Source organism: Candidatus Omnitrophota bacterium (assembly GCA_040755155.1).
In the GTDB taxonomy this organism is placed as follows: Bacteria; Hinthialibacterota; Hinthialibacteria; order Hinthialibacterales; family Hinthialibacteraceae; genus JBFMBP01.
In genome coordinates this window covers 44,505-67,899 of the sequence record JBFMBP010000179.1, presented here as the reverse complement: position 1 = coordinate 67,899, position 23,395 = coordinate 44,505, and the positions used below count along the sequence as shown (strand labels likewise).

18 protein-coding genes are annotated in these 23,395 nt (G+C 50.2%); 6 read left to right on the top strand and 12 right to left on the bottom strand.

Annotation, left to right across the window (positions count from 1 at the left end; translation table 11 throughout):
• Both AB1656_27410 and AB1656_27405 read right to left on the bottom strand, forming a co-directional pair.
• Positions 1 to 502 (bottom strand): hypothetical protein (locus AB1656_27410; GenBank protein MEW6239127.1); only part of this gene is annotated, 502 nt, incomplete at its 3' end.
• 99 nt (positions 503 to 601) lie between these two features.
• Complete coding sequence (locus AB1656_27405; protein MEW6239126.1) at positions 602 to 1,423, bottom strand: ferredoxin--NADP reductase; 822 nt, start codon at positions 1,421 to 1,423, stop codon at positions 602 to 604.
• A gap of 161 nt (positions 1,424 to 1,584) precedes the next feature.
• Between AB1656_27405 and AB1656_27400 the strand changes: the two genes are divergently transcribed.
• A complete protein-coding gene (locus AB1656_27400) occupies positions 1,585 to 3,186 on the top strand; it encodes an exo-alpha-sialidase (protein ID MEW6239125.1) in 1,602 nt (533 codons plus the stop codon).
• 85 nt (positions 3,187 to 3,271) lie between these two features.
• On the opposite strand, the gene AB1656_27395 is transcribed toward AB1656_27400, so the two are convergent.
• The 7 genes from AB1656_27395 to AB1656_27365 all read right to left on the bottom strand — a co-directional run bounded on the left by AB1656_27395 (position 3,272) and on the right by AB1656_27365 (position 10,438).
• Positions 3,272 to 3,865 (bottom strand): methionine biosynthesis protein MetW, encoded by a 594-nt coding sequence (locus AB1656_27395; protein MEW6239124.1) that lies wholly within the window; start codon positions 3,863 to 3,865, stop codon positions 3,272 to 3,274.
• Positions 3,865 to 4,587 (bottom strand): glycosyltransferase family 2 protein, encoded by a 723-nt coding sequence (locus AB1656_27390; GenBank protein MEW6239123.1) that lies wholly within the window; start codon positions 4,585 to 4,587, stop codon positions 3,865 to 3,867. The genes AB1656_27395 and AB1656_27390 overlap by 1 nt, the downstream gene beginning before the upstream one ends.
• 18 nt (positions 4,588 to 4,605) lie before the next feature.
• Positions 4,606 to 5,886 (bottom strand): ABC transporter ATP-binding protein, encoded by a 1,281-nt coding sequence (locus AB1656_27385; protein MEW6239122.1) that lies wholly within the window; start codon positions 5,884 to 5,886, stop codon positions 4,606 to 4,608.
• Positions 5,887 to 6,176: 290 nt separating this feature from the next.
• Entirely contained in the window at positions 6,177 to 7,670 is a 1,494-nt protein-coding gene (gene argH / locus AB1656_27380) for an argininosuccinate lyase (GenBank protein MEW6239121.1), read from the bottom strand.
• Between the two features lie 154 nt (positions 7,671 to 7,824).
• Positions 7,825 to 8,913, bottom strand: coding sequence for a DNA polymerase IV (locus AB1656_27375; GenBank protein ID MEW6239120.1), 1,089 nt, complete (start codon positions 8,911 to 8,913; stop codon positions 7,825 to 7,827).
• Between the two features lie 85 nt (positions 8,914 to 8,998).
• A complete protein-coding gene (locus AB1656_27370; protein MEW6239119.1) occupies positions 8,999 to 9,520 on the bottom strand; it encodes an adenine phosphoribosyltransferase in 522 nt (173 codons plus the stop codon).
• Between the two features lie 57 nt (positions 9,521 to 9,577).
• Positions 9,578 to 10,438, bottom strand: a complete 861-nt coding sequence (locus AB1656_27365) for a sigma-70 family RNA polymerase sigma factor (GenBank protein MEW6239118.1) — start codon at positions 10,436 to 10,438, stop codon at positions 9,578 to 9,580.
• Between the two features lie 423 nt (positions 10,439 to 10,861).
• On the opposite strand from AB1656_27365, the gene AB1656_27360 reads away from it, so the two are divergent.
• Complete coding sequence (locus tag AB1656_27360) at positions 10,862 to 12,295, top strand: O-antigen ligase family protein (GenBank protein MEW6239117.1); 1,434 nt, start codon at positions 10,862 to 10,864, stop codon at positions 12,293 to 12,295.
• A 75-nt stretch (positions 12,296 to 12,370) separates the two neighbouring features.
• On the opposite strand, the gene pyrF is transcribed toward AB1656_27360, so the two are convergent.
• Complete coding sequence (gene pyrF / locus AB1656_27355) at positions 12,371 to 13,234, bottom strand: orotidine-5'-phosphate decarboxylase (GenBank protein MEW6239116.1); 864 nt, start codon at positions 13,232 to 13,234, stop codon at positions 12,371 to 12,373.
• Positions 13,235 to 13,945: 711 nt separating this feature from the next.
• Here pyrF and AB1656_27350 point away from each other — a divergent pair.
• The 4 genes from AB1656_27350 to AB1656_27335 all read left to right on the top strand — a co-directional run bounded on the left by AB1656_27350 (position 13,946) and on the right by AB1656_27335 (position 18,930).
• Positions 13,946 to 16,057, top strand: coding sequence for a hypothetical protein (locus AB1656_27350; GenBank protein ID MEW6239115.1), 2,112 nt, complete (start codon positions 13,946 to 13,948; stop codon positions 16,055 to 16,057).
• Between the two features lie 582 nt (positions 16,058 to 16,639).
• Entirely contained in the window at positions 16,640 to 17,164 is a 525-nt protein-coding gene (locus AB1656_27345) for a hypothetical protein (protein MEW6239114.1), read from the top strand.
• A gap of 143 nt (positions 17,165 to 17,307) precedes the next feature.
• Positions 17,308 to 18,387, top strand: coding sequence for a hypothetical protein (locus AB1656_27340; protein MEW6239113.1), 1,080 nt, complete (start codon positions 17,308 to 17,310; stop codon positions 18,385 to 18,387).
• A gap of 147 nt (positions 18,388 to 18,534) precedes the next feature.
• Positions 18,535 to 18,930, top strand: coding sequence for an iron-sulfur cluster assembly accessory protein (locus AB1656_27335; protein ID MEW6239112.1), 396 nt, complete (start codon positions 18,535 to 18,537; stop codon positions 18,928 to 18,930).
• Between the two features lie 116 nt (positions 18,931 to 19,046).
• Here AB1656_27335 and fliG read toward each other — a convergent pair whose 3' ends face one another.
• Positions 19,047 to 20,069: a flagellar motor switch protein FliG gene (gene fliG, locus AB1656_27330; GenBank protein MEW6239111.1), complete on the bottom strand. Its 1,023-nt coding sequence runs from the start codon at positions 20,067 to 20,069 to the stop codon at positions 19,047 to 19,049.
• 246 nt (positions 20,070 to 20,315) lie between these two features.
• On the bottom strand, positions 20,316 to 23,249 hold the full coding sequence (locus AB1656_27325) for a CotH kinase family protein (protein MEW6239110.1): 2,934 nt from the start codon (positions 23,247 to 23,249) through the stop codon (positions 20,316 to 20,318).
• Positions 23,250 to 23,395: the final 146 nt, after the last annotated feature.

Below are 23,395 nucleotides of genomic sequence, written 5' to 3'. Positions count from 1 at the left end.
GAAAAGGATAGAAATCTTCAATTCTTCTTACCGGCTTAAGGCGCCGGTCATTTACGGCTCCATCGGATTTCGGGAAAATTTTGGCGCAATCGAAATAGCGTTCCGGATTCCAATCCGCCGTTTTCGATAAAGCCAGCCAGCCCACGGTTTTCGGCGCTAATACGCGGCCGTTCAGGTTGGAATAGACGCGAAGATAGAGGTCTTGCGGTTTATCTACGGTGAAGGTTCCGGCGTTTTTCCATGAATAGGCGCCTGGTTGGGCTTTTTCTTTTGGTGGAATGTGGAACACTTTATCGCCGATTAGGATATCGACGGGAACCAAGTCTTTAGACCACGCCCAAACAGCATATTCTCCCACTTGTACGACGGGCAATCCCTCGACGGCGTTCAGCGATTGGCTGTCGAGAAGGATGACATTGTCTTCTCCATAGGCTGCAAAAGGAAGAAGCATCAATCCCAAAACAAAAAGAAGGGCGAATCGGCGGTTGAATCGATTCATCATAAAACCTCCATGCTTTTCAGCGATTGTCTTTCGTGAATATATTCCTTGTCATTTTGCAGGCGAGGACGCCTGCTTTACCCTGCAAACGAAAATCATTCTTTACCAATACTCTTCTATATGGATATTTCCAGATTCTTGCCGAGTTCCTTTGCGGAAGCCGCGTTCTTCCATCATAGCGATGACCGTTTCGATCATAGCGGGATTGCCGCATAAGAAAATGTGAAAATCGTCCGGCGTTATTTTGCGGCCGATCGCTTGTTCCACGAAATCGTTTTCGATGAATATTTGCACTCTTCCCGCCAACCCTTTCCAAGTAACGTCGCCTTTGGGATTGGAAATGGAGGGGAAATATTTCAGATTGGGAAAATAGCGAGCCAGAGAATTCAGTTCGTCGCGATAGCCAAGGTCCCAGGAATGGCGGGCGCCATGCAGAACTACGAAAAGGCGATCCGGATGGTCTCGCAGCTGGGTGCGGACCATGCTGATGTAGGGCGCGAGGCCGGTGCCAGTGGCGATGAGGAAGACATGCTGGCCTTGGGGAACTTGATCCAACGTAAAAATTCCAGCGGCTTTGGGGCCGAGATAGAGCGGATCGCCGTTCTTCAAATTGAACAAGCGGGGCGTTAGTTCGCCGCTCTCCACTTGCGCGACGTAAAACTCGACGAATTCCTTATCGACGCTGGAGGAAGCGATGGAATACGCGCGGAGGATCATCTCTTCCGGGTCTTTATTTTGCGATTCTTCCACGTCGGGATCGCTTCCCGGAGCGCGAGCCTCTTTGCGCTTCAAACCTAAAACGGAGTATTGTCCAGGCTTGAAAGCAAATAGCGATTCGTCCGGAACGACGCGGAAAATCGCCAAGCCGGGAGAGATGTCGATCCGCTGCGAAATTTTGGCGTTGTACTCTAACTTTCTCGGCATAATTGCAATTCATACCTATCGTTAAAATTATTCCTCTTAAAGGAAATCAAGGTTCCATTTCCCGCCACATCTCTATATGATAAACATGGCAAGCGATGGATACAACGCTCCAATCCCATTAATAACGCTGGATGCGAAGAAAAGTAAAGAGGAGGATTTCCATGATGAGAATTCTATTCGCCGCCGTCTCGATCCTAGTTGCGATGAACGGAATGGCCGCCGAACGGCATCCCTCGATCGTCGAGGAAGAATTAGTTTACGACATAGCGCCTTTTCCTTCCTGCCACGCTTCGACGATTGTGGAAGCGGCGCCGGGCGTTTTTTTGACCGCCTTTTTCGGCGGAACTGACGAGGGCGAAAACGATGTAGCCATCTGGCTCTGCCGCCAAGAAAATGGAAAATGGACTGGACCCATGGAAGCCGCCCGCGCCGAGGGCGTTCCCTGCTGGAATCCCGTATTGTTCAAGAAGCCCAACGGCGAGATTATTCTGTTCTATAAAGCTGGTCCCAATCCGCGCGAATGGTCGGGGCTTTATAAAACCTCAACGGACGGCGGCAAGACCTGGTCTAACGAAACGCTGCTGCCCGCCGGCATCCTTGGCCCCATTCGCGCCAAACCGCTGCTGCTGGAAGATGGAACGCTGTTGTGCGGCTCTTCGGTGGAAAGTTGGAAAACATGGGCCTGCTGGGTAGAAGCGACTAAGGATTGGGGCAAGACGTGGGCCAATTACGGCCCCATCGTGGTTCCGGAAGAACTGGAAGGAATCATCCAGCCGACTCTCTTTCACGATAAAGAAGGAAACTTGCGGATGCTTTGCCGTTCCACACGCAAGATTGGGCGCATCTGCATGGCTATCTCCAAAGACGAAGGCAAAACCTGGAGCGACGCCAAGCCGACGGAATTGCCCAATCCCAGCGCGGGCATCGACGTCGTCAATCTGAAAGACGGGCGTTTGGCGCTGATTTACAATCATTCGGACAAAGACCGGCAGCTGCTGAATATCGCTATTTCCGAAGACGGGGGCGATAGTTGGAAGCGCGTCGTGGATTTGGAGAATCAGGAAGGCGAATATTCCTACCCCGCCATGATTCAGAGCGAAGATGGGATGCTTCATGCGGCGTATACCTGGAAGCGCGAACGAATCAAGCACGTGGTTCTCGATCCCGCCAAACTGACGGCTGACGATTCGGAAGAAGGATTTCAATCGCTCTTCAACGGCAAAGATTTGGAGGGATGGACAATTCAGGGATTGGAGAAAGCGGGTCCCAAAGTCGCCGATGGAGTGATGGTTGTAGGCGGATACGATTATTGGGCGATTATCTCCAAAAATTCATTTAAGAATTTCGTTCTGCGCTTCGACGTAAAATTCGACGACTCGACGACGCGGCCGAGCAACAGCGGCATTCTCATCCATACGGCGGCGAAGGAAGTTTTCAAAAGCGCATTCGAAATCCAACTCGAATCCGGCAACGACGAAAAACTTGCGAAGCCCGAACAGAAGAGTGGCGCCATCTATGGCTTCGTTGCGCCATCCAGCCATCCCGCCAAACCGATTGGACAATGGAATGCCGTGGAGATAAAATACGATGTGCCCAAAGTATGGGTGAAGATCAACGGCGAGACGGTTCAGGATGGAGTGGATATTTCGAAGATCGCAGGATTGAAGCATAAATTCGAGGAAGGGCGCATCGCCATCCAGCGTGAAGATAGAAGGAAAACCGTATTTTTTAAGAATATTCGGATTAAGAGACTGCCGGATTGAATCACGGATTTCATGGATGTTTTTGGATTTCACGGATTGCTCAAGGGCAGAAACAACCTTTGGTCTTGCCACCCCGTAGGAAAGATTAGGTAGTTTCTTTCTCTAAAAAGGCGAGATGGTCGCGGCCTCCGGCTATAGGGATGAATCCCTGGAAGCCGTAAGGAGTCAGGCGTTCGCGGAAAGTAGTTTCGTCGAAGCGGTGTTCGAACGTCTCCGATCCGATGCTGGAGAACCATCTCGCCGCCCAACGCGCCGGGGGGAAGGGACTTTGCCATAAGTTGCGCACCGGCTCAGTAATAATAACTTTCTTTCCCGCTGCGCGCATCATCTTTTCGACAATTTCGCCCTCATGGGGAATGAATTGGCATAGACTGCCCATCATGACAACGTATTCCGCCGGGGGAATTTCCTCTCGGCATAGATCGAGTCGGCGGGCTGCGATTCCCCTCCCTTCAGCCCAGCGAAGGAAAACTTCGTTGAAATCGCAGGCCAGATAATCTACTTCCTTCGCTTGCAAGGCATAGCGATAGAGGGCGCAATCGCCCGCGCATATATCCGCGACAGACGCACCGGAGGGAATCAATTCCGCTACGGCGCGATAGCGGCTTTTGTAATGCCAACGGTACAGCAAGCGGATGCTGGCTTCATAAAGCAGGGGATGGCTGTAGATGGGATTCATCACAGAACGCCTTCGCGGCGCATCCGCGAACGGAAGCGGATTAGTTCCGTCAGGTAGCGCCAGCTGTCGCGGATGGGCTTGACGGTGGAAGGCTTATCCCAACGGCGGATGAAGAGGGCGGGGATTTCCCGCACTTCGAGTTCATGGTAATAGCATTGCGCCATGATTTCCGTATCCCAAAACCATCCCTGGCTTTGAACTTCGTCCAACAGCGGGATAATGCGGTTGCGATGGAAAAATTTATATCCCGCCTCCGTATCCTGAAACGGCAAGCCTAACATGATATGAACCATGCGCCGGTAGCCGACGCTAAGAACGTAACGGAAAAACGTGTCCAGGCTCCAATGGATTTCGTAATGCCGTTGAGCGACGGCGGCGTCGCATCCGTCCTCCAACGCCAACAGCATGGAGGGAATGTAACGGCAATGCACTTCAAGATCAATATCGAGAAATCCCGCCAAACGGCCATCGGCCAAGCGAAGACCTTCGGCGATGGTTCCGCCGCGGCCTACGTTCTGAGGATGAAGGACGCAGCGGGCGTTTTGGCGCTTGGAGACGGCGCGCTTGACGGCTTCGGCGCTGCCGTCGGGGCTGGCATCGTCAATGATAATGAATTCGTAAGAATAGCGCGTCTGTTCGAGAACCTTTTCGATTTCGCGCAGGCTCTCTTCCAGATGCGCGCCATCGTTATAACAAGCGACTACGATGGATAGATCAACCACAATAAATAAGCTCCGGGATTATTGAATTGGATTGTAAGGCGTGATTGCGCCTTGGCATGGCATATAAGAAAAGCCGCTCATGCCGTAGCCTTTGCGCCCGCGCCGGACGAGGAAAGGACACATTTCCAGACAAAGGTCGTAGCCGTCGTAGAAGTTGTATTCCGAGCCGGGACCGTCGAGGCGCGAGGCGATGCCGAAAGTCAGGCTATACGCGCCTTCCAAAAGATTCAACGCCTCGATGTCGAACGTGGTTAATCCTTCGCCCTCGATGAAATCGACGTCGCCGACCGTGATATCCGTGGCGATGGTATAGAGCGGCGTTCCATCGTCGGCTATGATGGATACGCCGAAGACGGGATAGGGGATGGGCTTTTTCGCCGACCATGCGAATTCGATGCGCAGAGGCTCGCCGGTTTCGAAAACATAGCGTTCGTCGCCCGCCGCGCCGCGCAGCCGGGCGCGGAGAAACTTGATGTCGAATTTGCCGAAGCGGTTGCGCTTGACGATTTCCGCCGAAAGTTCTTCCCCCCGCAGGCGCGCTTCCTGGAATTGCTGCTGCTTGTAGAAACTAATCATTTCGTAGGGATAGCCGTCACCGATAATTTCCCCTTTATGCAACACCAAGGCGCGGTCGCAGAGAGCTTGGATGGCGTCGAGATCGTGGGAGACGAGGATGATCGTTTTGCCCGTGCGCCGCAGTTGGCGGATATGCTCTTTGCATTTGCGCTGAAAACGCTGGTCTCCTACTGCCAGAATTTCGTCGATCAGCAAGACGTCGGGCTGCACGTGAACGCCGATGGCGAAGCCGAGGCGCAAGTACATTCCGGAGGAAAAATGCTTCACCGGCGAATCGATGAATTCCTCCAATTCGCTGAAAGCGACGATATCCGGCATACGGGCGCTCAATTCGTTTTCGGAAATGCCGAGCAAGGCGCCGGAAAGGTAGACGTTTTCCCTACCCGTCATTTCGGGGTGGAAGCCGACGCCCACTTCCAGCAGGCTGGAGACGGTTCCATTGACGCTCAACTCGCCCTGGCTGGGCTGGGTGATGCCTGCAATGAGTTTAAGGAGAGTGCTTTTGCCTGAACCGTTATTGCCGATCAGGCCGACGATCTCGCCGCGATGGATGGCGAAATTGACGTTTTTCAAGGCGTCGATGCGGGTTTCCGTGCGCTTGCCGCGTCCCCCACGCAGTATCTTTTCCTTCAATGTAGACGATTTTTCGGCGCTGAGGGAATAGGTTTTCCACAATTGGCGGCTTTCGATGACCGGTTGCGGTTTGGATTTTTCGGAATTCATAGTTTTACGGTTTTACGGATTAATCAAGGGCAGAAACAACCTTCTCCTTGCCACCCGTCACGGACGATTCGGATTCTATGGAGTTAACATGCGTTTTTCCCTCCCAGCCTTGAAAGGCTGGGCTATTATCAACTGCCCCTTTAAAGGGGCAAACGACAATAGCCCGCCGTTTTAACGGCGGGTTAACTAACCAACTTGGTTATTCTTTATTCCCGACAATCTCGATTCAGGCATTCATAATTCCTCAATACTTGTGGGTAAAGATCAGCCCAAAGGGCGAGGGAACAATTTCAAATGAAATGAACCACTTGTCCGCTGGCGCATTTTTCTTTGGCTTCTTGGATGCGGCGGCGTTCTTTTTCCATCCATTGCTTATGTTTCTTCCATTGCCTTTGCATGGCGGTGAGATGGCGTTTGACCATCGCGGGATTCGGCGAGCCGAGATGGCGGCGGGACATGAGGCAGGATACGGGATCCTGCAAAGCGTCGAATTCTTTTTGCGTTAACGGCGCGATCTCATTTTTTTTCAATAATTCATTGAACGATTCGAAAACAAAACTCGTCCCCTCGCTCTGGCCTACCGCTTCCGAAAGAACATGATAGGTCTTGCGAAACGGCAGCGAGCGGCTGCGCGCTAAGTGATCGGCCATATCGACGGCGTTGAGGAAGCCAGCGCGGGCGGCGGCTTCCATGCGCTCCTTATTCACGCCGAGATCGCAGACGACATCCGCCAGAATCAGCGCCGCGCCGGACGATTCGCGCACGGCGTCGAGGAAGAGATATTTCGACCATTGCGCGTCTTTGTTGTAGCCGGACAAATTGCACGAATTCAGGGAAAGCAAGGAGGCGGAATAGCCTTGAACCACATAACTTTTACCCTTGATCGCTTCGGCGAAATCGGGATTGCGCTTCTGCGGCATGATGGAGCTGCCGGTGGTGAAGGAGGAAGGCAAATAGAGATAACCGAATTCTTCTGTGGAGAATAAAATCAAATCCTGAGAGATTCCCGATAGCCGCCGCATGAGCATCGATAGGGCATGAGCGATTTCCGCCTCCGCTTCGCCGCGCGAGGCTACGGCGTCCAGCGTATTTTCGCGCATGGAATCGAACGCCAGCAAATCGGAAACGAAGCGGCGGTCGAGGGGCCAGGTGGTTCCGTACGCCGCCGCCGCTCCCAGCGGGCAGGAATCGATGCGGCGGTAGAGATCGGCGAACGCCTGGGCGTCGCGCAGCAGTCCTTGAGCATAGGCGGCGCACCAATGGCCCCATGTTGTAATCGTCGCTTTGCGATGATGAGTATAGCCGGGCATGACGGAGCGCAAATGCTCGTTGGCGTGAGATAGCAGGCTATCGGCTAACGCAGCGATCTCATCGATGAAAGCAAGAATGACATCGCGGGCGTACAGCAGCATATCCGCCGCGACCTGGTCGTTGCGGCTGCGGCCCGAATGCAGGCGCCCGCCGAGTTCCTCGCCCGCTTGCTCCGTTACATAGGCTTCGATATTGATATGAACGTCTTCCAAAGCGGGGTTTAGTTTCCATTCGCCGCGAGTCCACGCTTTATGCAATTGCGCCAACGCCGCCAGGATTTTTTTTAATTCCGCTTGAGTAAAAACGCCGATGCGTTGCAAGCCGATCGCATGGGCCTGGTTGGTCCAAATATCATAAGGAACCAAAATGGAGTCGGCTGCCTCAATGGAGCGAACGTCCCGCCCCGCCGAAAAGGCTACGAATCGCTCCCATGCCGATCCCTTCGCTGGAGACTGCCATACCGGTTTTTTCATTGCCATGATCCTTACAATATGGGATGGGGAAATTATAACCTTGGGAGTGGTTTATTTAAACGCGCGCGTTTGGATGAGAGAAGGGATTGTTTGAATGATGAATGATGAATAGGGAATGGTGGGCTACGCTTCGCTTTTAGCCCACCCTACATAATTAAATATCAAAAACATCCCAAAAGGTCATTTGAAGATTATCGCTTTCGCTTATTTTCTTGTCGTCCGGGATGTCGTCGAAGCCGGTTATGCGCACGCCTAGCAGGCGCACGCGGCGGTTCGACAATTCTACTCGTTCCAGAAGATTGATGGCTGCTTCGGCGATTACGCCGGGATCGCGGGTGGGATGATCCAAGGTCATGGCTCGCGTGAGGAGGCGGAAATCGTGAAAGCGGACTTTGATTCCTACCGTGCGGCCTTCCAAGGCGACTTTATCCAAACGATCCGCCACTTGATGGGAAAGTTCCTCGATGAAATATTTCATGCCTTCGACGCTGGATAGATCCTGGGAAAAAGTTCTTTCCTGGGAAAGCGATTTGCGCTCGCGCTCCACAACCACCGGCGCGGAATCGACGCCGCGCGCCAATTGATAGAGCCGGGCGCCGTGCTTTTCTCCGAACGCTTTGACTAATTCTTCCAAGGAAAGGGCGCGGAGTTCTTCGATGGTGCGCAAGCCCATCATCGTTAGCCGCTGCTCCGTTTTTTGCCCTACGCCCGGAATCGCCCGCACCGGCAAGGGCGAGAGAAACGACAAAGCGTCGTCGGGCCGCACGACGTAAAAACCATCCGGCTTATCGTAATCGGACGCGATCTTGGCGAGGAATTTGTTGGAACCAATACCCACGGAAGCATTCAGGCGCGTTTCCTCCTTGATTTGAATTTTCAAGCGCCGGCCAATGGCTTCGGCGTGATTCAAATCGACGGCCTGCTCGCTTAGATCGAGATAGGCTTCATCCAGCGAAACCGGCTCGACGAGGGGCGTGATTTCGCGGAACATTTGATGAATGCGGCGGGAAGCGTCTTTATAGGCGGCGAAGTTGCAGGGACGGCGAACCGCCTGCGGACAGAGACGCAAAGCTTTTGCCATCGGCATGGCGGAGCGGATTCCGAATTGGCGGGCTTCATAGGAAGCCGCCGCCACCACGCCGCGATCCGCCGGGCTGCCGCCGACGACGACCGGCTTGCCCAGCAGTTCGGGATGGTCGCGCTGCTCCACCGACGCGAAGAATGCGTCCATATCCACGTGCATGACGATGCGCGGGATGGCGGCTCACCTCCCCAGCGCGTCCGCGCAATGGTTCATCGCATCCCGATGGTATTGCGCGGCGCGGCGATTATTCCGATTCGTACGTTACGAGACTGTAAACGGGATGCGGCTTTAATTTTTCGCGCCCGGAAAGAAACGTCAGTTCCACGACGAAGGAGACGCCTTCCACGACGCAAGAGAAATTCTTCATCAATTCCAGCGCCGCTTGAACCGTTCCTCCCGTGGCCAAAAGGTCGTCGACGACGACGACTCGTTCGCCGCTATTGATGGCGTCTTTATGAATTTCGATCGAATCCTTGCCATACTCCAACTCATAGGAGTAAGAATACGTTTCCGCCGGCAGTTTGTTGGGTTTGCGCAAGATCGCCAATCCGGCGTTCAGTTGCAGAGCGAGAGGCGCGCCAAAAAGAAAACCACGCGACTCGATAGCGGCGATCTTGTCGATCTTCTTTCCTTTATAAGGCTCCGCCAACGCGTCGATAGTCCATTGAAAGGCTTTTGGATCCAAAATAAGAGTGGTAACGTCAATGAAATTGATCCCCGGTTTGGGAAAATCCGGCACTTGGCGAAGAATACTTTTCAGGTCCATAATCTCCCTCTCGAATTAAAAATCGTTATTGCAGCGCGATAAAAAAATTTTCCCGCCTTACGCTTCCAGAAAATCATAGGGTTCGCCGTATTGGTGAATCATTTCGCGGATGGCGTTCAGCGCTTCGTGCAACAACTGGCGAACGCGCTCTCGCGTCAAATTCAGATGATCCGCGATTTCTTTGATGGAGACCGGCTCTTCGTCATCCAATCCAAAACGCCGCTTCAAAATAAACTGTTCCCGTTCCCCCAATCGATCCACGAATTCATTGATGCGCCGGTCGCGGGACAACAGGGATATTTCGTAATCGGGCCGAGGCGTTACGGCGTCTTCAAAGCGGGCTGTATGATCCTGATTCTCGTCGCCGCCGCTCAACGGCTCCACGATGGCGGGCGAGTATATGAGATCGACGATCGCCTCCGCTTCCTCTTTGGAAACGTCTCTTTCCAAAGCCTCGATCATTTCCCAAGGTTGGGGATCGCGTCCCAACTCTTGAGACAATTCCTTAAAACGCACCCGCGCGCGGTAAAGAATTTCCTGTTTGTGGGAAGGAAGGCGGACGATGCTGCCTTGATGAGTGATGGCGCGGTTAATGAATTGGCGAATCCACCAAGTGGCGTAGGTGCTGAAACGGCACTTGCGGTCGACGTCGAATTTTTCCACGCCTTTGATCAATCCCAGGTTTCCCTCTTCGATCAAGTCCATCAATCCCAGACCTTGATTTTGATAGCGCTTGGCGATGTTCACTACCAGGCGAAGATTGCTTAAAATCAACCGGCTGCGGGCCTCGGCCACGCCCGCCCGCGTTTTTAAGGCCAAATCGATTTCTTCCTCCGGCGAGAGCAGGGGGTATTTACCGATATCTCGAAGATAAAGTCCTACGAGATGGCTATCCGCATGATCTTCCACAAAAGACATAGATTCGATTATTTTCCGCCGGAATTCCTGGAATCGGTTTATCAAAGCAAACTTGACATTCGGATGAATGTAAGATTGCCGTTATCATCTGTCAAGAAGACGGCGCGATTTCCGCCGCGACATTCCATTGCTTGACAGAAGAAGAAGGCGGCGCTACTTTTCGGCCAAGCGCCTTCGATGGGCGCCATTAGAGCGTATCGGGATTAGGCAGATGTTATTCTCTCATCGTCGGCATCAAGATGGTCAAGTATTTTAGGATATTCAGGATAAAAATCTAGGATATTCGGAATCAGACAATGACAACGCCTATTAGATGGCGTCGGTTTGTTCTCCTCTACCCATCTATGCAATCCGGAAACGTTCTAATCCCAATAGCAGAATTTGTAAGATCATCCTAAAGCCGCGAGATTCGCCGCTGATATCATGCCGGAAAAAAACAACATCTTATCCGCTCTTCCAAGCCGAGAACGAATCGATCTCGCGATGGGCGTTTTTGGAACTCTCGCGCTCGGATCGATCGTTTTTCTATTCCAATCTCCCGTCTTGCTGCTGGCGATCCTTTTCGCGATTTCCGGCTTAGCGTTATTTCTTCTAGGGCGGGCCTATTTCGCCGTTGCGATTTATCTTCTGCTGCCTTTTTCTTTCGAGATACAGATCGCGTCTTCTACGCGCATTACGGCGCCTACCGAAATTCTGATTCCTTTACTTTTTCTTCTTTATTTCGCCGATCTGATACAATCAAGGGGAAAAATCCAGTATCGGCCATCGCCTATAAACATCCCCATCATGTTGCTGTATTTTCTTATGATTGGGAGTTTAGCCGTATCCCAAGCCCCCATCAGCACCGTCAAAGCACTGATCCGGGATACGGGGTACATTTTCACCGGTTTTTATTTGATTCCCCGCTATATCCAAGCGGAAAAACAATTGAAGACCTTCGTTTTCGGAAGCCTGATTGCGCATTCGCTGCTTATCCTTTACGGCTTCGCTACGCAGGCAATGGGCGGCATTCGCATTTACGCCAACATCGCCGGTCCGTTTTTCGTCGAGCATTGCATCTACGCCGCGTTCATCACGATGACGTTCGCTTTTCTGCTGGCGTATTATCTCGATATGGATTACAGTCCCATCCGCAACGCAGCGGGCGCTTTGACGGGCATATTCCTCTTAGCGATTGTTTTGACGTTCGTGCGCGCCGCATGGATCAGCATCTCGGCCATGCTGCTTTATTATCTTTTTCAATTCCGCCATCGCAGATCCTCCGTGGAAATAATTCTAGCGCTGATCGCATTGATGCTCTTCAGCGCGGCGACGATAACCTTCACCGATTTCGGACAACTATTTCTGCAGCGCATCGAAACGATTACCGATTTTAAATACGTCGCCAACTACGACCGGCTCGATCGTTGGTACTCCGCCATCGCCATGTGGAAGGATCACCCCTATTTCGGCGTCGGTTGGGGCGCGTATCCCGACGTATATTATTCCTATCAGCAATTTCCGGACGCTTATTCCGCGCGGATCCGTATGGGCGCCCATAATTTATATTTGGAATTGCTGGCGGAGACGGGTCTCGCCGGCCTGATTCTATTCGCCTTGACGATCTTTACTTTTTTTCAGCAAGCGATTTATTGTCAAGGCCGCACCCAATCGCGATTTCAGCGGATTTTCATCATCGGAATGCAAGGGGCGATGATTACCTATCTCGTCCACGCCTTTCTCAACAACCTGGGGCCGTCCGATAAAATCGGCCTTACCTTTTGGCTTTTCTTGGGGATGATTCCGGCATTGCGGCAATTCGTCGAAATGGAGAAAAACCAAACCACCGGCGCCAACGGAATGATGAATGATGAATAACTTATGTAATGCGCTCCATTCTTTCATCCAGAGGGCGAGGGGAATAATCGGCGGCATACAAAATGCACATAAGCCTTATTCCACGGTGGAATTTTTAACCGCGCGGGCTTGGGCGAAGTGCATCTGCATTTGATCGACGAACATCTTGGCTTCTCTTTGGGCCGCTTGAGCGAAATCGGCTCCGGAGGAGGCGTTAATAATGGCGCGGGAGACGTTGATGTACAACGTCCCTTCCGCCGCCATTCCCGCCCACAGCACTTCTTCCAAATCGCCTCCCTGAGCGCCGATTCCCGGACAGAGAATGGGGAGCGATGGGCCAACAATCTCGCGGATGCGCGCTAATTCCTCCGGCGCGGTGGCGCCCGCCACGGCGCCGAGATTTCCCGCCGTATTCCATTCCACAATCTTGCGCGCCACAATTTTATAAAGGGGAGAAAGCGGCGAATCGGGAATCGAAACCATTTGCGTTTGCAAGTCGATGCGCGACAGATTGGAGGTGTAGCACAAAACGAAGACGCCGCGATCCGAGTAATTCCGAAATGGGGCGATCGCTTCTTCTCCCATGTAGGGATTGACGGTGACGGCGTCCGCTTCCAGCGTTTCGAAGGCCGTTTGAGCGTAATAGTCCGCCGTATGGCCAATATCGCCCCATTTGGCGTCCAAGATGACGGGAACGCCAAGGGAATGGGCGCAGCCGATCGTCGATTTCAAGGCGTCGAAACCTTTGACTCCCGCCGCCAAATAAAAGGCCATATTGGTTTTGTAGCAGCAGGCCAGCCCGTGAGTCGCGTCGATAACGGCGCGGTTGAATGCCAATTGCGGATTGTCTTCCCCCCGCAACATATCCGGAATTTGCTTTTCAACAGTATCCAATCCTACGCAAAGAACGCTGCCGATTCTCTTGATTCTAGTTTTGACCTGCTCAAAGAACGATTCCATTCTTGATTCCTCAATTCTTCCCTATTCCCAAGCTGCCGGGATTCTTCACGAAGGGACGGCTTGATTCCTTAGCGAGGCTGCAATATGAGGCCCTATACTCTAGGACATAATTTCGGAATGTAAAACCTTTCGATGATCCAACCAGCGCGTGATGGGCGGCGGAACATGATTCGCTTTACGCCAAACCTATTCTCTCCACGCAGGAAAATGGGATGATGGAGTAATATTCACCGCCATTTGATTTGTCTAGCATAAATTATGCCAATATCATTACTCTCTGTTTATATTATGGGCATAATAATCATTAACGATTTTATAATAACTTTTTTCTTGACATTTGTTTTTTTATAGGCTATCGTATACTTATCGGCTTGGAAATGTAATTTAACATATATTATTGTTAAGATAAGGGGGTGATCTCTCTTCTCATCCTAACATCGGCCATCCGCTAACTTGCTCGCATAAATTTAACCTGCATCATTTGTCTTCCTCTCGCATCGGCGATGGGGGAAAGAAGGAGGAAATCATGTTGCAAAAATCCGCAAAAAGTATATATATATATATATATTAACCGTATTCGCTCTCTCCGCTCATTCGCAAGAAAAAGCTATTGAAAAGGTCTTTGATTTCGTCGAGAATAAAGATCAGACGGAATGGCTCAACCTAGAACGCGCGCCTGTAGTTCTGGACGCCGTGGACGAGAACCAAAGCGTGGTGAAGATGAAAGAGGTTCTCATCGACAGCGGCGAGCCGCGCATCGGCATGGTTCAAACAAAAGCGTTATTGATGAAAGCGAAGCCAGTTCCCGGCAAAGCCGTGTTTGGGATCTTCGGCGAGCGCGTCGTGCAATTGCCTGCCAAACGATTTCTCCAGTTTCAAGGAGGAGCGGAAATTCTTGTAGGAGCGCGGGACGGCGTGGATTTGCATTTACAGGTCGAAACCCGGAAAGATCGTTCCAGCGCCTGGGTGGTTGAAGAGGCGTTTCCTGCGCAAGGCTTGAATCCCGACAAAGCGGAACATCCCGGCTCATGCTTCTTCAAGGAGGATTTAAGCGCCTATGCCGGTCAGGAAGTGCGCCTATCTATCGTTTTGCGCGCCGATCCGGCCTATTCCAAAGTCGGCGGCGTAGAAAAATGGAATCCCGGCGAGATATCCGTCCAATGGTTCATGGCGGAATTGATTAGCACTTCTTTTCGCGTCATCCTCGGCGGAGATGTTCCAGTTGATGTCGATCCAATCGATCTTCCTATGCAAGGAAAAAAGCAATCTCGAAACGATGAAGATAATGTCGAAACGCAAGATATTGCATGGATTAACGGTTCGCTTCAAACCGTCATTGTAGGAGATATGGATGGATCGGATTCCGATGATTATGGCTATGTAGCTAATCCTTCCGATTTTCCTATTTGTTCCGAGTATGTTCCCGCTACGTATGGTTCAGACTACAATAGGTATGTTTGTTATTTTTCGGCGGCTCGTTCGTATGGTCATACAGATCATGGCGCTGCAGGAAATCCAGCGCGAGCGGAAGACGCCGTCTATGGCGCCAGTTCCCGCGTTATTAACTTTGCCGACAGTTCTACGCCGGATAACATGTATATCGCCAGCCAGACAAGTATAAAAAACCATATAAAGAAAAATGCCAACAACGAAGCCGTTGCCGTTTTGTCTCCCAGCGGCGACGCATCGCGGAATTTTGACGATCATTGGGCGGGCATCTCTTCCGTGATTTACAATCCGCTGAGCGACAATCAAACGGATGCGCTTCACGCCTTCTACTACGTGGAAGATCATTTCCAATACAACAGCGATTTGGTCTGCGATGATTATCATACAGGTAGTAATATTCCAAGAGGCGCAACCTGCGAGCATAACTATGACCATTGTTATACTGCAATCGGCTACGCCCGATCGAAGGAAACCGATGGTTCAGCATCTTACGGTCTATCTTTTAGCAAATTACACGACAACAACAATAACTATCAAATCATAAAATACGAATTGCCGGAAAGTTCCATTGAAATGAATTATAAACATCTATATGGATGTGGAGATCCTTCGGTTGTACCTTTTGGCGATTACTATTACATGATCTTCAATACTTTTTCAATCCAAGAAAATATAAATGGCGATAAACAGTTGTATTTATATCATCCGGATTCGGATCCGGATCCCGATGTTGATAACTCATACTATTCATGGGTCGATTCCTGTACCGGCACGCTTGAACAAAAACATGGAAACTGCGGTCACTTTGCGTATACTATGTTATCCGCAGCGAGAGCATTAAAATCCTCCGTTCACTCTACGAATTACGAGAGCAATGCGAATCCTTGGTATAAGTATAATAATGTTACTAGCAATTATTGGGAAAGCCAAAATTGGACCCAAGCGGGCAACGGCGGCGAGTTTTCCGCTGTTTGGAATGCAAAGTCGGGGAATCCAGATCAACCTAACGATTTATCAAAATATTGCTTAAATCCAAAATTCAGCAGCAATAATTACCTCAACGACGCCGATTTCATTATTATAGGTAAAGGTCAAAATACCGCAGGTATTCCAGCTTTCTACCTACATACATCCTACGATCCCATAAACTGGAATTCCACCGCTTATATGATTATGACGGCGGAGAGTAAAACAGCAACGAAAGAGGAGTATTTTTATTATCCTTCTCTTATTGGATCGAATGGCAAGGATTACGCAACGACGGAATACAACATGCTGTATTATACACGAAAAACCAAGGAGTTGATTAATAATCAGTGGACAGATACGGGTTATGATTTAGTAAGAAAGACATTTCAACTACAGAATTATTGATTAAAAACCAAACAAGGGGAGATTGTTTTCAATGCAATCTCCCTAATTCTTATTTTCCATTGCATAGGATTGTATAGGTGAGAAATGAAAACCAAAATTATCATAATATTTATTCAGTTTTATTATCCCCTAATTGCGATTTCTTCTTATGAAACCTCAACAATTAAAGTTAAATCGAAATTTCACGTCATTAAACCCGACAAGGCTATTATTTGGAATTTAGAAATAAATTTTGATGATGTTGTGAATATTGTAAAAATATATCACATAGCCGTCGACAGTGACGATTTAAATTGTATTAAAATGATACTATCAAATAAATTGGAGATTATTTCTTATGATGAAGTACGTTACATGGGATATTCACCGTATATTATTACGTACAACATAATCGAAAACAATTATATTGAACCATTGAAAAGTGATATGTCTATATATAGTAATTGGATGATTAATGTATATTTCAATGCAATATATGATAATAGTGTACCCTTAGAACAAAACAAAGGAAATATTGATTTAGGTGGATGCAGCGGTATAAGTTATAATTCATATATGCTAAAAATATCCCTAAACAAGAAAATGATTGGTGGTGTAATAGGATATAGTTATATCGACAATTATTTTTGCAGCAGTCATGCATTCACTAATCATGTTTATTCTCTTCCTCGTATTTGGGATGCTGAAAACGGAAAAATACTTTATGAGATTTCAGATTATGCGTCAAATTATAGTCAATACGAACGGAAAAAAATTGGCGTCATCGACGCAAGATTTTCCCCCGACAGCCGCTTCTTTTCCGTTCGCTACACGCGCGCCGATATCGATTTAATCGACACAACCAACTTCACCACCCTCCCCGCGCAGGGCGACGTCGCTTACAACTCCGACGTACGCTATATGGTTACGGGGCGCAACGGCCTGCCGACGCTGGTGGATTTGACCACGATGGAGGAAATCCAGAAGTACGAAATACAAGCCGCCATGACCGCCTGCGCCTTCTCTCCCGACAATCAGGAGTTATATATCGTCGATTCCAACCGCACGCTTTACATCTTCGACGCGCAGTTGCCGACGCGGATTGCGAGGTGGGAGTTATATGAATGATGAGTGAGGACGGTGATTGGGTAGTAACAAGTCATGATTTAGTCCGAAAGTCATTTCAATTGCAGAATTATTAATCAATGATTGGAAACATAGAAGAGGGGGAGCTTTATAATTCGGCTTCCCCTCTTCTAACGGAGATAATTATGAAACAACTTAATTTCTCAATAATAAGCTTGTTACTATCTTCGATTATGTTATTTTCTCAATATGATAACACAATTTTAACACATGCTATGCCAGTCGTTCCAACAGTAAGGGGGACTGACGTTCAGAGAAACGTTATTGTCGCGCCCACGAGAAAATGGGATTTGAAAAATTATGTCGAAGTTATTAAATCCGATATGGCTGACGTTTGGGGTTATTCTGATATAAATGTGACTAATATTTATCAAATTGCAATAAATCGCAACAACAACAGTCAATTGGTTATGATCATTACAACATTAATACCGAGTGTAGATCCTGGTTCGTTTTTTTACTTTTATGCAACGCCCTATCTTCTTATTCACGATATTAAAAAGGGCGTTTTAGACGGCCGACTGATAAAATTAGAAAAAACGGAAATGTCGCTTTATACAAGTTGGTCAGAAGTTATTTATGCAAAAAAACCTTTTGATGATAGAATTCTCCTAGAAGATAGAAGTGGGGAAATTATTTTCGCTTCTGGGGATAATAAGAAATATTCATCGGGATCACTATCATTGTCACCAAATAACGCATTGGTTGGGGGAATTGTTTACTATACTTATACCTATGGAGTTGATGATTACCATACAATGCATACAGATCGTTATCGTTTTCCACGTATTTGGAGCGCTGTTGATGGGAAAATATTATATGGAAAAGAAGAGAGAATGGATACAACAACGCAGCTAGTTATCGATGCAAGATTTTCCCCCGACAGCCGCTTCTATTCCGTAAGATACTTAAGACATGTCCCCGATTTAATCGACACAACAACCTTTGAAACTATCCCCGCCCAGGGCGATATCGCCTACAACTCCGACGTACGCTATATGGTTACGGGGCGCAACGGCCTGCCGACCCTGGTGGATTTGACGACGATGGAGGAAATCCAAAAGTACGAAATCCAATCTCCCATGACCGCCTGCGCCTTCTCTCCCGACGACAAGGAGTTGTATATCGTGGATTCTTCGCGGACGCTTTATATTTTCGATGCTCAGTTGCCGACGCGGATTGCGGGGTGGGAGTTGTATGAATGATGAGTAGGGGCGAATCATCAAACCTTTCCTGCAACTCCGGCATCCTTTTCGCCGTTGATCTTGCCGCAAGGATAGGATGAAATGATAATGAATTACCAGCGATCGAGGGTCAGCGATTAACCATCCAGTTCCTGAGATTGGCCTCCCATGGTTTATTTAACGGTAAAAGCGGCGCATAAATTCTTAACGATCCGGCAGGAGAAACTCCGCAAGAACGCCGCCATGCGCGTGGCGGTCATCGGCGGCGGCTGCGCTGGACTGAAATATTTCATCGGTCTCGACGATATGAGCGAGCAAGACGATTTCGCCATGGAAAGCCAAGGAATACCAATTCTTATCGATCGAATCAGCCTGCCTTACGTGCAGGGGTCGGAAATCGATTGGATCGAGATAGGGAAACGAGAAGGCTTCGCGATTTTGAACAATCCCAACCAAGCTGAACGAAAAAGCGGTTGCGGAAGCGGCGAAGGCGGCTGCAAGAGCGGGAATTGCGGCTGCAAAAGCGGGAGATGTGGATCGCCCTCTTCTGAAACTCCAGAGTAGAAGAGGCTTCAAGCCTCTTGAGAGGTGAAAGAAAGAGCCAAGATGGCTCTTCCACTTTTTCTGCCTGATATATGGGTTGCTCCTAAGACATCGCCAAACCGATAAAGAGTGGGGAATCAGGTCATCATTTCCGTTTCGCCGCCGCGATTGATGATGATTTCGCCCGATTCTTCCAGGCGGCGGATGATGGCGACGATTTTCTGTTGGGCTTCCTCCACCTGCTTGACGCGCACCGGCCCCATGAATTCCATATCTTCGCGGATATTGTCGGCGGCGCGGCTGGATACATTGTTGAAGATTTTGGTTTTCACCTCCTCGTTGGCGCCTTTGAGGGCCACGGCCAGTTCCTTCATATCCACTTCGCGCAACACCTGTTGAATGGCGCGGTCGTCGAGCAGGATGAGATCGTCGAAGGTGAACATCAGTTTCTTGATTTCGACCGCCAGTTCCTGATTTTCCTCTTCCAGCGTTTCCAGGATCGATTTTTCCGTGGCGCGGTCGACGCGGTTCAGCAATTCCGCCAGCGCCTCGATGCCGCCCGCTACGGAGAATTCCTGCGACAGAACGGTGGCGATCTTGCGCTCCAGCACCCGCTCCACTTCGGAGATGATTTCCGGCGACGTTTGATCCATAGTAGCAATGCGCAGCGCTACTTCCGTCTGCATTTCCGGCGCCAGTGCCGACATGATGACGGCGGATTGGTCGTATTCGAGATGGGCGAGAATCAAGGCGACGGTTTGGGGATGTTCGCTTTGGATGAAGTTGAGCAGGTGGTTGGGATCAACCTTTTTCAAGAAGTCGAAGGGAGTGCCTTGCAACATGCCCTGGAGCCGCTCGATGATTTCCATCGCTTTGCCCGGCCCCAAGGCTTTTTCCAAAATCTCGCGCGCCGTGGAGATGCCGCCGTGGGAGATATACTGCTTGGCCATGGCGGTATGATAAAATTCTTCGATAACTTGGGAGGTAAGTTCTTCGGGGACGGCGCCGATGTTGGCCACTTCCAGCGTGATTTGCTCGATTTCCTCGTCGGTGAGGCAGCGATAGACGTCAGAGGCGATATCCGCCCCCAACGCGATCATGAGGATGGCCGCTTTTTTCCTGCCGGTTAGATTGGATTTTTCTTTGGCGCCGCGTACCATGTTCCGTTCGTTGATGGCGCATTTTTCATTGGAGCGCTCATCGAATGAGAATGATTAATTCATCCTTCCATCCTATTATTGTCGGTCTTGGAACGCATCTTCTTAAATCAAATACGCCGCTTCGGCTAAACGATCCTATTTTATATAAATATTTTACTCCAATCGCTTGACGCGTGAAATAGGAAATGCCAGAAAATTCTTTTTCTTTCTAAATCGCGTGAAATAGATTGCTATCCGACATATATCTTAATACAATGCCCAATCGCCAACACCGGCGGGCGGTGGAGTGACGCTGTTTCTTGCGCCCGGCGTGCCTTGGGGCGCCGAGGCGTTGCTGGAACGCCAATTGACGGGAGAATTGGCGATTAAATCGGGAGAATACAATTCCAACGAAGGGCCGGCGCCATCCGCTTCCACTGGCCAGGGGGAATCGTCATCGAAATCGACGCGGGAGACCAAAGAGCCGGAACGGCTGAAAATGCGCGCCGAATCTCCGCCATTGCCCAGATTGAAAGCAACGCCGCTAATGGCGTTGGGCAGACCGTAAAGATAGGCCAACAGAGAGGAGTCCTTGGTCAGGACAAGATAATCGTCCGCCGCCAAAACGGCGCCGTCGGGCAGGACGAACGCATTATCGTCGCTATCGTCTTTATACGTCCATCCGCTCAGATCGATCGTTTCGGGGCCGCGATTGTACAGTTCGATCCATTCGTTGTCGCCGACGGGGCTGTTATACATAATTTCATTGACGGCGATATGAGACGCAACGGATTCTGGGGAATCCATAATGTCAACTCGAAGACTGGTGGATGGAGATTCGGGATAACGAAATGAAGTTCCATCAGAAAAGGTACCGGTAATGAAATAGAAAATGGGCGTTCCGCTCGGCTGCGCATGGATTTCCGTGGAATAATCGGTTCCGTCATCGAGGGCGAACATGGGCATTTGCAAGGCGTCCGCCCCTGCATCATTGGCGTAGTGCAGCGTTACATCCAGCAGCGGGGCAGCGCTTAGAACGTCAACATGAAATTCGATGGATTGGAGCGAATTGGGAACGGCGGGGGAAACGTAGGCGTTGGAAACCAATAATTGCTGCGGCAGTTGTGCGATAAGATTTTGACGGCGTTGACGAATGAATTGTTTCAGCGCCAGAGCGTGAACTTCTAGATTTTTATAGCCGGTTGCGCTTCCCCAGTGATCTCGGTCCTTATCCGCTTCGTCCTGTATTTGCATAACGTAACGGTCGACGACGGGATAGAGCACGCGCTCGTTGAAGGTATGCATCAATAATTCCCGAATCTTCTCCTCGTAGAGCGATTCATTCTCCGCCAAAGAAAGAAATTGCGAAAACAGGGGCCAGGGACCGAAGGGGGAAGAATGCCCCTCTGCGTCCATTAAAATATCGGCGTCCGCGATTTCAAACGTTCTGTCGAGCCTTTCGGGAATGATTTCCCACAAGTCCGAATTCTGGTCGCGATAGAGAAAATGATTGCGCCATACGCGGTCGATATCGACGCAAACCGCTCCGGCGGCAAGATAGCGCAGGAAAAGACTTCCAGCGAACGATTGTCCCCAAAAAGCGGCGAGCGCATCGCCGCTATCGGCGTTCAAAGCTTCGATGAAAGCAATGAGATCGTCATAGGAAGCGTCGTTGTTGGTTCGGTTATTGTAAGTGATTTTGTATTCGTCCAGACTTTTGAGTACGCTTTCGTCGCCGCGAGTTCCGGGATAAGCGCGGGTAGGATCGCCTTGCGATTGGTAAAGGTTGGAATCGCGATCTTTGCCTAGACGATCGAGGAAATCTTCTTCCACGTTTTCCCGTTCCAGAAAGACGCCCTGGCTGGCGCCGTTCAGATTCAAGCGCACAGTTTGCGTGCGGATGGATGCGACGCCCGCTCGGCGGAAGACCTCCCAGGCGACGCTTTCGTATAATCCCGCGTCGCCGCGGCGGGAAGTATTATTGGGATGGAAGAGCGAATCGAGATTCATCTTCGCCCGGCCTTCGAACAGGTAACCGTCGTTGAACTCGATGCGCCAACCCGGCTTGGCTTGAATGCGCTCTTCGGGGTAGCCGAGAAAGCGCATCTTCACGTCATCGTAGGCGAGACCGTTGGAATCTATGAAGGTTGCGCGCTTGGTTTTGTCGTAATCGGCGTCGGATGGCGGCTTCGCGGCGTTTTCCTTCAAAGCGGCCAGATCGTCCGCCACAATGACGATGGAAAAAACCGGGATTTCGGCGTTCAGTTCTTCGCCGCGCACGTACAAAGCCAGTTGGCGGGGAAACAGGTTGGGATCGGGTCCGATGCCTTCCTGAGAAAGCATATCCTGGGCATGAATCCGGTAGCGAACGAGTACTCCTGCCGGAAAAGCGGGTAAATCCGCTTCGAAGGAGCCATCGTAGGGCGTACGGTCGCCATGGGTTCCGTTATCGTACAACGCTAGCGTAAGCCATTCGCCTTCCGGGACCGGCAAGGGATCGGAGTCAACAGCGAAGATGCGCGTCGCCATGAATTCTGCCCAAACATTCCTTACGCCCGTTTCATCCGCGACATCGGCGCGCAGGGAGATAGTCTCGCCTTTTAGGGGAGCGTCGGGTTTATGGCGGATATTGCCGATTTTAGGCGGTAGATCGGCGGAGTAGGTTCCGTTTTCTCTTCCCGGCGTTCCCCAGGGCAGCCCGGCGGGAGGCAGCTCGCTCGACCGCCAGTTAAAAGGGTCGTTGTTATCTTTGGTTGGATCGATCAGTTCCAGCGAGGGGCCTTCGCCATCCGCTTGGACAGGCCAGGGCGCGGCTTCGCCGTATTCGACTTGATCCACAATCCTGCCCAGACTATCTTCTAGAACAATCTGTTCCCCCGAATTACTTAATTTACCGGAATAATTTCCCACGACGTTTTCGATTTTATAAAGAGTGCGAATGATTTCCGCATCTTTGGCAACAACAAGATAGCCTTTGGCGGCAATGGAAGCGGTTTTCGGAAAGGCGAAGGAAATTCCTCCCGTGAAGGCGTAATTCGTCAAGACAATCGATTGTTCGCCTGAATTGTACAACTCGACGTATTCCTGTTCGTCGATATCGGATTGTGGATGGTACATGATTTCAGTGATGACGATATCGCCGGACGAGGGTAAAACGTTAACGAGTAGAAGCGCCATCGTAAAAACATAGACTAGTTTCATTGATATTTCCTATGCTTTTTTAATAAATATCGCTCAACGGCTAACCTTCCAGCCGACGCTTGCAAATGTTGTCGAGAACGGCGGAAGTCTACGCCGCTAGCTCATGATAAAATATGGACGGAGAATTGTATTAAATATAAGTCAAA

What these genes read in the sequence shown, in the direction of transcription:
- AB1656_27405 (MEW6239126.1), bottom strand. Translation starts at nt 1,423, where the DNA reads ATGCCGAGAAAGTTAGAGTACAACGCCAAAATTTCGCAGCGGATCGAC.
- AB1656_27400 (MEW6239125.1), top strand. Translation starts at nt 1,585, where the DNA reads ATGATGAGAATTCTATTCGCCGCCGTCTCGATCCTAGTTGCGATGAAC.
- AB1656_27395 (MEW6239124.1), bottom strand. Translation starts at nt 3,865, where the DNA reads ATGAATCCCATCTACAGCCATCCCCTGCTTTATGAAGCCAGCATCCGC.
- AB1656_27385 (MEW6239122.1), bottom strand. Translation starts at nt 5,886, where the DNA reads ATGAATTCCGAAAAATCCAAACCGCAACCGGTCATCGAAAGCCGCCAA.
- argH (MEW6239121.1), bottom strand. Translation starts at nt 7,670, where the DNA reads ATGAAAAAACCGGTATGGCAGTCTCCAGCGAAGGGATCGGCATGGGAG.
- AB1656_27375 (MEW6239120.1), bottom strand. Translation starts at nt 8,913, where the DNA reads ATGCACGTGGATATGGACGCATTCTTCGCGTCGGTGGAGCAGCGCGAC.
- AB1656_27370 (MEW6239119.1), bottom strand. Translation starts at nt 9,520, where the DNA reads ATGGACCTGAAAAGTATTCTTCGCCAAGTGCCGGATTTTCCCAAACCG.
- AB1656_27365 (MEW6239118.1), bottom strand. Translation starts at nt 10,438, where the DNA reads ATGTCTTTTGTGGAAGATCATGCGGATAGCCATCTCGTAGGACTTTAT.
- AB1656_27360 (MEW6239117.1), top strand. Translation starts at nt 10,862, where the DNA reads ATGCCGGAAAAAAACAACATCTTATCCGCTCTTCCAAGCCGAGAACGA.
- pyrF (MEW6239116.1), bottom strand. Translation starts at nt 13,234, where the DNA reads ATGGAATCGTTCTTTGAGCAGGTCAAAACTAGAATCAAGAGAATCGGC.
- AB1656_27345 (MEW6239114.1), top strand. Translation starts at nt 16,640, where the DNA reads ATGATTGGTGGTGTAATAGGATATAGTTATATCGACAATTATTTTTGC.
- AB1656_27340 (MEW6239113.1), top strand. Translation starts at nt 17,308, where the DNA reads ATGAAACAACTTAATTTCTCAATAATAAGCTTGTTACTATCTTCGATT.
- AB1656_27335 (MEW6239112.1), top strand. Translation starts at nt 18,535, where the DNA reads ATGGTTTATTTAACGGTAAAAGCGGCGCATAAATTCTTAACGATCCGG.
- fliG (MEW6239111.1), bottom strand. Translation starts at nt 20,069, where the DNA reads ATGGTACGCGGCGCCAAAGAAAAATCCAATCTAACCGGCAGGAAAAAA.
- AB1656_27325 (MEW6239110.1), bottom strand. Translation starts at nt 23,249, where the DNA reads ATGAAACTAGTCTATGTTTTTACGATGGCGCTTCTACTCGTTAACGTT.